The following is a 10,754-nucleotide window of genomic DNA, read 5'->3' on the forward strand; positions in this document are numbered from 1 at the left end:
TATAATTTGAATTCTATAACACATATTCGAGGATTTTTCATACTTAGTATAAACATCAAAAATAAATCAATATATAGCATACTGTAAACATGTATACTATATGTTGATTTGAATTATATAAAATTATAGTTATGAAGTATTCATATTTAATTATTTTATTCGTTTAAATACTTGAGACATTTTTCAAGAAGAACTCCTTCTTTAACTTCATAATCATATTGACTGCTTATTTTCATAGTCTTTTCCACAAATGAGCATGAACGTTCACAGCCATTCAATAAACTTTTACCATTCATAAGACTGCCGAAAAGAACTGAAGTAAAAATATCACCTGTTCCAGGATAACTTTTCTCCTGTCTGACGCTTTCTATTATGTTGAGCAAATCACTTTCTCTGTCATATACAGCCGTTCCTATAAGGCTTTTATCTTTTAATGGAACACTTGTTATTACAACATTTCTGCATCCATACTTACAAAGTCTTCTGCATATTTTATGTATTTCTTCTCTTTCTACATAATCTGAAAATTCCGTTTCTGAAAGTAAACATGCTTCCGTGTAATTAGGAGTTATTATATGTGCATATTTGATAAGTTGTTTTAATTTTTCTGAATACTTTTTATCAAAATTGCTATAATACACTCCATTATCACCAAAAATAGGATCAAATATAACAATCTTCTCCTCAATATTGTTTTTCAACCTATTTCTATCCAATTCTTCGAAATAATTTATGCATTCTTCTATATTTTTAATATCTCCAAGATAACCTATGAAAATCCCATCAAAATCTAAATTGAGTTTTCCATAATGATTCATAGCCTTTTCAATATAATTATCTAATTTTACTATTACAGGTGTTCCAAGACCTCCTGTATGTGATGAAAGTATCATCGTAGGTACTGGACACACTTCTATTTCCATCATAGACAATACTGGAAGTATATTTGTAAGTGCTGCTTTTCCAACTCCACATAAATCATGTATTACAGCTGCTCTTTTTATTGGCTTTTTCATAATCAATCACCTCATTAAGATTATATCATAACTAGAAATATGCTTTTACATATAAAAAAATTGTTTTATAAAAATCAGAATAGAACTTTTCTCCTTGGAAATCCTACTAAGAGAAAAACAAATCAAATGAAGGGAGAAGATAGATTTGAAGTTAAACCAAAGATTAAAAGCCATATGTTTCATGATAACAGCCTCAATATTTTTTACCACAATGAATCTTTTTAGCAAACTGGCTTCGGGTGTTTCCATATACCAAAAAGCATTTATTTCAAATGGGATTGCATTATTTATAATATCAATAGTAATTATGAAAAATAAAATATCCTTTATTGGAAAAAGAGAAAACAGAAAATTTCTTTTTTTAAGAGGATTATGTGGCTCATTATCACTTGCAGCACTATATTATACTCTTGATCATATGATTCTTTCTGACTGCACTATGCTTTCAAAGCTTGGTCCTTCTTTTGCTGTTATATTTGGATATGTAATATTAAAGGATAAAATAAATACAAAACAAATTTTATTTCTTTTTATCACTCTTATAGGAGCTGTATTTATAATAAAACCAAGTCTTTCTTTAAATATAATTCCTGCTTTAATAGGTTTATGTGGAGCTGCATGCGCTGGATTTGCTTTTACAATGATAAAACTTATTGGCAGTAAGGAAAATAAATTTACTATAATTTTTTATAATATAGTATTTGCCTTTTTGCTCAGTTTTCCTATGTCATTTAAAAACATTGAGAATTATAAGAATAGGGAATCTGTTATATACATGATAATGTCTGGATTCTGCATAGCATTTGGGCAGATTTTCCTCACACTGGCATATAAAAATGCTCCTGCTGCAAGTATAGCATTATATGACTATGTGGGACTCATTATTTCTGCTATATATGGATTTTTCCTTTTCTCAGAAACGCCTGATTATCTTTCAGTTTTAGGATATACTCTTATACTTGGAGTAGCTATTTTAAATTTTTTTATATCAAGAAAAGAATTATAATCACAAGTATTAAAGTATTAAAATATCATATCTCATAATCTTTCAATTAACAAAAAACAGCTGGACCTTAGCTATAAAAAGCCTATAATTCCAGCTGTTTTGCTTTATGCTCATTTTATATGAAAAATATTCTATTAGTTATATATCACAAATTGCAATATCTATTTTCTTTAATACTGAAAATTATCTCATGCATAATAAAATCATCAAAAAAATCTTATAAAGATTGCATTTTTAACTGTCAATTAAGATATATTACTTATTTCCTTTATTAATTTCATTAACAATATCTATTATCATACTTACCCTTCCAAAAGGAGCAATAAAATATAACCCATCACATACATCCTTTAATTTTTTCCCCATTTCAGATGCAATTTCAGTTCCAACCGCTTGTCCTTCTTCCTTGCTCATATTTTCATTAAATCTAGCTATACATTCTGCAGGTATTTTCACTCCTGGAAGTTCATTATTTAAAAATACTGCATTTCTATAGCTAACTATTGGAAGAATTCCCCCAAGTATTTTTGCATCTGTAGTTTCTTTTATTCTTCTTAAAAATTCAACTGCATCATTATCATATACAGGCTGTGTCAAAAAGAATGTAGCTCCATTTTCCATTTTCTTTAACATTCTCTTATACTCTACATCTTTATTTTTAACATTTGGATTGATTGCTCCTCCTATAAGTATATTGTCATCTGTAAACATTTCCCCATTCATATCATTAATAAGGTTTATGAGTTTAAATGAATTAAGATTAAATACGCTCTTTGTCTCTACTCTGCTGGCATCACTTATAGGATCTCCTGTAATGGCAAGTATGTTTCTTATATTTTCTATATGTGCACCAATAAGGCTCGATCTTATTGCATTTGTATTTCTGTCTCTACAGCACATATGAGGCATTGCTTCTATTCCAATTTCTCTCTTTATCTTTGAAGCAATAATTACTGAATCAGCTCTCACTTTTGACATTGGAGAATCTGGAATTGTAACAACATCAATTTTATTTTCTTTGCATAATTGTGCTCCTGCCATTATTTTTGTTGTATCTGCATCTACTGGTGCTGATAATTCAATTGCAATCACAAATGTTCCTTTTTCTATTTTCTCTTTAAAAGTATTTTTCACAATTTTCTTGGAAGTGCTGATTTCTTTTTCATATCTTATGATTTTTTCTACCGGCTCATGTTTCTTATCGATAATTTCACTCAGCTTTTTTATATATGAAGGATTTGTTCCACAGCATCCTCCTATAATTGAAGCTCCCATTTTTTTTATTTCTTTCACTTTTCTCGCAAAATACATAGGACTGTTAGGATATACAGTTCTTGTATGTATTATCTCAGGAAATCCTGCATTAGGAAGTGCAGAAACAATATCATTTCCTATTTCAATATTTCTGAATATATCAAGCATATGAAGAGGTCCTGAACCACAGTTAAATCCATAACTGTCAACTGAATTCATACTTTTAACTTCACTTATTATTTTGGCTGAACTATATCCATCCCTCGTAAATCCATCAGGTTTCACAGCAAATTGCGTCAATATAAAACTTTCAGGTTTTCTATGTTTAATATATGAACTTATTTCTTGAATGTAGTCCATATTGCTCAATGTTTCAAAAATAAAAATATTTATACCATTATCTAAAAAACAATCTGCAATAAATTTATATTCTTCTAAAATCTCATCATAATTCTCATCAGCTTCATTTCCTCTTATAGGTCCAATGCTTCCACCTATAAAAACTTTTCGTCCATTTACAGCTTCTTTTGCAATCTGTATTCCTTTTTCTATGATTTCTTTCAGTGTAGATTTTGATACTCCAAGTTCCCATGTATTTGCACTAAAAGTATTAGTTCTTATTAATCCAGCACCTGCTTCTATATACTCTTCATGAATTGCTTTTATTTTTTCCTTATCATTTAAATTGGCAAATTCACAATAAGATGCATCATTTCCTGTAATTTCCGAGTAATATGTGCCCATTGCCCCATCACATATAAGTATGTGATTTTTTAAAAATTCCTTTATCATGTTTAAAATATCTCCCCAATTCTATCTTATATTAAAATACATATATGTTTTAAATAATAATCAAAAAATCTTTCAAAGATTTTATCATCCACTATAAATTGTCAGTTATGTATTGTTAGTTTAAACATATATATCTTAATTATATCTGAATTTCTATTTTTTTAAAACAAAAAAGATACAGATTTCTCTGTATCTTTTCTATCTTAATTTTTAATTCTTTTCAGTTGACACATCCTCTGATGGTGATTGTTCTGGAACAGGCTCTGGTTCAATTTCTTGAACTTTATCCTCTTCAATTTTACCTGATGTAGGATTGTTTTCAATTGTATTCTTATCAGGATCTATTATAGTTGTTCCTGAATCATTCTTTCCATAATTTCCTGATGGCTTTTCTGGTTCAAGTTCTAACATGCCATTGTTTATTTCTGACTTGTTGTCTGGTTTCACTTCATCCTTTTGAGATGGTTGTGAAACTTTTTCATCACCTGAAGCATTTATGCCTGGCTTAACATTGTTAGAATTTCCTTGTTCTTTGCTGCTTCCTGAATTATTGTTACCAGTTTTATCATCAGAAACATTACCTGATGGTTTTTCAGCTGGAACATATTCTGGTTTATTTTCTTTTGATGCATTTACATCTGAAGTTTTATTTTCTTCTGCATTGTAATAATTAACATTTTCTTTATCTTTTATCTTTTCTGTAATTTCTTTTACAGGTACATTTGCAATTTTCTTCTTTGTTTCTTCATCTACAACTGTTTTAGCAGCTTCATATCTTCCAAGGCTGATTCCTTGTTGTTCTGCTTCTTTTACATCAGTTTTATCTTCAGCTTTTATATAAGTTACATTTTCAGTATCAAAATTATTTAAAACAGCTTCTTTTATTTCATCTTCATAATCTGCTTTTTCTCCATTCTTTACAAAAGCAAATCCAACAAGAACATCTTTATTTTCCTTTAAGAATTCTTTCTCAACAAGAATATCTTTTATAGCTTTAATTCCATCATTTATATTCTTTCCTTTTATTCCACTGAAATCAATACTTCTTCCGTCATCATTCATTCCAGTAACTTTAAGAATATTCTGATTGTTATCAACTTCTATCTGTATGCTTGGGTTAATATCAAGACTTACAACTGCAACAGTTTTACTATAATTCATATTAAAGAAAAATGTAAATGCAAGAAGAATCATCGCTGCCATTGAACCAAAAGTTTTCATAAACGAATTATATTTAAATTTACTATTAGTTGAAGATTTTATCTCAGTAACCTTTGCAATATCTTCATCAAAGTAAAATATTTTTTGGCCAACTGCCATCTGTGGCTTAATCACTATTTTCTCCATGCTTCCATCATCATTCATGACAATAGCATAGTCATCTTTTAATTCCATTATCAAACCTTTTTTCATATATATCACCTACTTCCTGATCCAGTTTCTCAAAGCACTAAAGTTTTTATCAATTATTATAACAACTGCTATAATAAATTTTTTGCTCCTTTTTACTACCTTTTCTGTAACACCAAACCTTACTACAATTTTCTTGATTGGCAGTCTTCTCTTAAGGTACATAAAGGATAAAAATTCTTCCTCTTTGCATATCTGCTTAGAAAGATTGATTGCATTTTCTCTAGTTGCTTGCTGTTTTGGAGCTTCCTCCACCAAATCCTCTAAAGTAAAACCAAAGGAATTAATTTCTGCCTTAAGCATTTCAATTTGTTCAACTAAAAGACTGTTGTCTTCTTCCTGTTCAAATTTTTCATCCTTAAATTCAACCCCCATGTCTGTTAATTCCTCTAAAGATGAATGCTGATGCTTATTTTCCCCTTTTAGATAGTTTTTTATTCTACTTGAAATAACAAGCTTAGCATACGATAAAAAATGTCCTTTTTCATTGTCATATCTTTCAATTGCCTCATTGAAGCCAAGCAAACCGACACTTAATTCTTCATCGTTCTCACATGACACATATCTCCCAGTAACATCAGAAATACTTTTAATTATAAATGGCATGTGCTTTTCAATCAATTTGTCAACTGTAGTTTGTCCTTCAATATTTAAATCTATCAAAACATTTTCGAGCATATCTGCGCTCCCTTCCCCGGTCATTATTATATACAAGTTTAATTATGTGTTTTGGTACTTTTTTTATCAAAAAAATATTATAAAACCGTATTTTCATGAAAAATTAGAATACTTATTTTTAGAAAACACCAAAACCCTTTCTCATAATTCACCTTATTATCACCATACTTGTCCACTTTTAATATTAACATATTTAGTATTTTAAATTAACATCTTTAAATAAATTTATGATTATTTTAATATTCATATGTAATTACTTAAATTTTCCCAAATAAATTTTTGTATATTTTCAACCATATAAATACATTGCAGACAATTCACATAAAAAATCTGATTCTAAGAATATGTGTTTCTGCTAATTTCACATCTGTAACTTTCATCTAAAATATAATTTTTATAGAATAAAAAATTTCTGACTAACATATATATTCCAATTAACAATGTGCAATGGATAATTGACAATGAAGGATAAAATCTTAGCAGAGATTTCTTTAATCGTTATTTAGTTTTATTATTAATATAATAATATTTAATCCTTTTGAATTATATAGATATAAGTATAAATACGGAAATATCCATATTTATACTATATTTTGATCAAAATTTTCAGCATATAATACAATATTAAAAATTGCATTTTGCCTTTATCTGATATTCGTTCTACTTTAAAAGCTCCATAAGTTCATCATTAGTTATTGACGTCAATACACTGCTGTCATTAAGTTCATTTGTAAGCACATCATTAATGATATTTCTTTTATCATCCTGAAGAAGGATTATTTTTTCTTCAATTGTTCCTTTTGTAATAAGTTTTATCACCTTTACATTATTTTTTTGTCCTATTCTATGTGCACGATCTGTAGCCTGATCTTCTATTGATGGATTCCACCATGGATCTAGATGTATAACAGTATTTGCGCTTGTTAAATTAAGTCCTGTTCCTCCTGCTTTCAATGAAATTAAAAATACTCTCTTTTCTTCATTGTTATTAAATTCCTCCACAATTTTTATCCGTTCTGCTGCTTTAGTATTTCCATCAAGATAACAATATGGAATATTTTCAATGTCAAATTTAATTGATAATTTTTTCAATGCTTTTGTAAACTGTGAAAATAGAAGAATTTTATCTTTTCCATTACTTTCTTTTATTAATTCAATAACTTTATTAAACTTTCCACTTTCACCTTTATATTCTTCATCTATAAGTCCAGGATGAAGACATAACTCTCTTAGCTTTGTAAGATATGAAAAAATTGTAATGCTGCTTACTGATTTTTCATTATCAGCTTTTATATTTTCCTGTATTTTATTTACAAATCCATAATAAATATTCTTCTGCTGTTCTGGCATTTCAACCAGGACCTTCTCTTCATGTTTCTGCGGCATATCAAATATTGCCTCTTTTTTAGTCCTTCTAAGAATATAAGGCTTTATGAGAATTTTCAATTCATCAATATTAGAATCATTTCTTACAAATTTATTTTTAAATTCACTATTACTATATAAATATCCCGGCATAATAAAATCAAACAAAGACCATAATTCTTCAAGATTATTTTCTATAGGTGTTCCTGTTAAAATAAACCTATTTAAAGCATTTAAATTCTTTATTATGCCTGTTATCTGTGCCTTATGATTTTTTATATTCTGTCCTTCATCAAGTATCATATTATTAAATTCTATCCCCATATAAGACTCAGCATCATTTTTCAATGTTCCATATGTAGTTAATATAACATTATAATCGAAATAATTCCCAATAATCTTCTTCCTTTCATTTATTTTCCCATGAACAATTCCTACTCTTAAATCTGGAGCAAACTTCCTAAATTCCTCATTCCAATTATATAATAATGAAGTTGGAACAATAACAATTGATGTTCCTTCTTCTTGTGAAGCAAGAAATGCAATTGTCTGTATTGTCTTCCCAAGTCCCATTTCATCACCAAGTATTCCTCCAAGACCAAGACTTTTCAAATTTCTAAACCATTCATATCCTTCCTTTTGATACTGTCTCAGTGTACATTTTAATTTTTCAGGCACTTCATATATCTTGTCTTTCATATTTTCTATTGAATCAAACAGCTTTAATAATCTGTCTTTATTTTCGCTGTATATTTTTCCATTTTCAATTTTGTCTTTTAGATAATACAGTTTGTTAAAGGATAATTCAAATTTATCAGCACCTCTTATTATATCTAAATTTAAAGTTTCAATTATTTTCATAACATTTTCTATTTCACTGCTTTCAAGATTTATAAATGTATCATTTTCAAGTTTTATAAAACTCTTCTTTTCCTTGTAAGCTTGTGCAATATGATTAAGTTCGTAAGACTGTATATTTTCAAGTCCCATATGAAAATCAAATTTTCCTTTTGAATTTTTCCTTATTGAAAATTCCTTAAAATTTCCATTATTTAATTTAAAATATTTTGAACAATCTATGTCAGTAAATACATTTCCTGTCTCGCCTATTTTGTTCATTCCACTTTTTAGAAATTCATAATATTCTTCATCATTCCCTAGAAACTGAAATACTTCATTTTTATAATAAAACCTATATCTGTTTAAAATTCTTTCAATTTCATTTAATTTTTTTGATACATTCATATTATCATTATTTATTTTCAAAGCCTGACAATAATCCATTTCTAAGACACTGCTCTTTATAGAAACTCTGCATATTGATTTTCCATTTTCTCTTGAAAAATTAAACTCTATTTTTAAGCCCTCATTAATTTTTTCAATAACAGCTTCATCATAAAAAACATTTTGTGATATTGATGTAATTACTTTATTTAATATATTGAATTCTTCATCTGAGATATCACTTTTTAATACTATTTTATTATTTTTCTTTAGGTTTTCATATAATACCCTGTAAAGATTGATCTGCTCAAAAGAAGGAATATAAATATTTCTGTCATACAAAAACAAGTCCATATTATTATTTAAAGGAACAGGAAATACTTTTTTGGTTGTAATAATATATTCGCCATTTATTTTTTCATTGTAAAAGATAAAGGAAGATTATTTTTTAAAATCTTGCTTGTATAATTTTGATAATTATATGTAAATTTAATCTGTCTACCATTAAAATTTTCAAGAAATTTTCGTAATATGTTGGAATGTATTTTAATAAAATTCTTATTTTCATCACTGCTTATCATTAAAAATTCATAAAGATAGTCTAATGCTTTTTCATCTTCTTTACTAAAATAATATTTTTTATAATTATAAATAAAACCTTTTCCAATAGAATATTCTTTTTTATCTTTTATAGCAAAAATACATTCCTTAATATTATTTATAGTATACATAATTGAGTTTCCCATATGCATACTCACATAAAACAAATTTTCTTTTTCTTCCTTTGATTGTTTTAATGAAATATTTATATTAATTTTTTCCTTTTCATCATAAATTTTCATATTATTTATGTTAATCGTTTCATATATATCTTTTAATTCTTTTATTATTTTCTTATCAGGTCTTTCACTGATTTTATGCTTTGCTTTTAGTCTTTTCTTTATACTTTGGATAAACTTCATTCCTGCTGCTGTAAGATGTTCACACATATAAATTCTTCCATCCAAATCATTTTCCTCAAATATGCTGCAGCTGCATTTTGTAAATACAACCTTTTTATTTTTCAAGTCTATTCTCAAATGAGGCTTACATCTTTTTAGACTGTCATTACTTTTAAAAGTCCCATAAATATTATAAAACTCATCCACTTTACGAATATCTATATCAAAAAATTTATTCTTTGATAATTCCTGTCCTCTTGTAATATTTATCTTTGATGAATTTTTCATCACAATATTTTCTAGCTCAGATATTTTCATTTAATCCACCTCCAAAAGTCAATTTAAGTTGTACATACGCTTGAATATTATATCACTTTAAATAATCATAATATATATTCAAATAAAAAATACTTGGATAAAAAAAGAAGCTGCAATAAACAAACCACTTTGCAACTCCCTTTATTGTGTAATTATTTTAATTGTGTTATTTAACACATTCCTCCATTATTTCCGCCGCCACATGCATTCATATTGTTTCTGGCTGTTGGTCTTACTCCCTGATTAGCATATTTAGTAGCATACTCAAGAATTCTTGATTGAAGTGTGTTCATACTGCTCATATATTCAGTATTGCCTGGATCAAGCTCCAATGCCTTACGTATATAATTCAATCCAGTTTCAAACCATCCCTTTTGAACACATACAAACCCCTCAAGATAATTCCATTCAGCACTTGTTCTATCATTTATCATATTAAGCCTTGATTCTGCAAGCAGGAAATTCTTATTTTCTATCAGTTTCCTTATTTCTGCATACATATTATTAGAATTAATAAGCATATCATATGCTTTATTCAGCTGTTCCAGCTTTTCCTGTGTTGTTTCATCCTGATTCAAAGTATACTCTTCTACAAGATACTGATACTTTTTTCTTATTTCTTCTGGTGAAGCAGTATTATCAATTTCTAAAATTTCATAAGGATTCAATATATACTCACACCCCTTAAATTCCTATATATGATCCTTATATAAATATATTTTCAGAAAATTTTTTTATTACTAATATTAT

General features: G+C 27.6%; 8 protein-coding genes. 1 reads left to right on the forward strand and 7 read right to left on the reverse strand.

What is annotated here, in order from left to right; genetic code table 11:
* Nucleotides 1–155: 155 nt before the first annotated feature.
* Entirely contained in the window at nucleotides 156–1,016 is an 861-nt protein-coding gene (locus Q0F58_RS14275) for a pyridoxamine kinase (RefSeq protein WP_294377882.1), read from the reverse strand.
* Nucleotides 1,017–1,161: 145 nt separating this feature from the next.
* On the opposite strand from Q0F58_RS14275, the gene Q0F58_RS14280 reads away from it, so the two are divergent.
* Nucleotides 1,162–2,022 (forward strand): DMT family transporter, encoded by an 861-nt coding sequence (locus tag Q0F58_RS14280; RefSeq protein ID WP_294377885.1) that lies wholly within the window; start codon nucleotides 1,162–1,164, stop codon nucleotides 2,020–2,022.
* 255 nt (nucleotides 2,023–2,277) lie between these two features.
* On the opposite strand, the gene Q0F58_RS14285 is transcribed toward Q0F58_RS14280, so the two are convergent.
* The 6 genes from Q0F58_RS14285 to Q0F58_RS14310 form a co-directional block, all read right to left on the reverse strand.
* Nucleotides 2,278–4,068 carry a bifunctional homocysteine S-methyltransferase/methylenetetrahydrofolate reductase gene (locus Q0F58_RS14285; RefSeq protein ID WP_294377888.1) on the reverse strand — a complete coding sequence of 597 codons (1,791 nt, stop codon included), beginning with the start codon at nucleotides 4,066–4,068 and terminating at the stop codon, nucleotides 2,278–2,280.
* A gap of 210 nt (nucleotides 4,069–4,278) precedes the next feature.
* The gene (locus Q0F58_RS14290; protein ID WP_294377891.1) at nucleotides 4,279–5,481 is read right to left on the reverse strand and encodes an anti-sigma factor domain-containing protein; all 1,203 of its coding nucleotides are present in this window, start codon (nucleotides 5,479–5,481) and stop codon (nucleotides 4,279–4,281) included.
* A gap of 9 nt (nucleotides 5,482–5,490) precedes the next feature.
* Complete coding sequence (gene sigI / locus Q0F58_RS14295) at nucleotides 5,491–6,156, reverse strand: RNA polymerase sigma factor SigI (protein ID WP_294377893.1); 666 nt, start codon at nucleotides 6,154–6,156, stop codon at nucleotides 5,491–5,493.
* A gap of 660 nt (nucleotides 6,157–6,816) precedes the next feature.
* Nucleotides 6,817–9,177: an SNF2-related protein gene (locus Q0F58_RS14300; protein ID WP_367118196.1), complete on the reverse strand. Its 2,361-nt coding sequence runs from the start codon at nucleotides 9,175–9,177 to the stop codon at nucleotides 6,817–6,819.
* Nucleotides 9,156–10,004 carry a hypothetical protein gene (locus Q0F58_RS14305; protein ID WP_294377897.1) on the reverse strand — a complete coding sequence of 283 codons (849 nt, stop codon included), beginning with the start codon at nucleotides 10,002–10,004 and terminating at the stop codon, nucleotides 9,156–9,158. Before Q0F58_RS14305 ends, Q0F58_RS14300 begins: the two co-directional genes overlap by 22 nt.
* Nucleotides 10,005–10,174: 170 nt before the next feature.
* Nucleotides 10,175–10,672 carry a J domain-containing protein gene (locus Q0F58_RS14310; protein WP_294377901.1) on the reverse strand — a complete coding sequence of 166 codons (498 nt, stop codon included), beginning with the start codon at nucleotides 10,670–10,672 and terminating at the stop codon, nucleotides 10,175–10,177.
* Between the last annotated feature and the right edge of the window lie 82 nt (nucleotides 10,673–10,754).

The sequence above is a fragment of the uncultured Clostridium sp. genome, assembly GCF_934754915.1.
Classification (GTDB): domain Bacteria; phylum Bacillota; class Clostridia; order Clostridiales; family Clostridiaceae; genus Clostridium.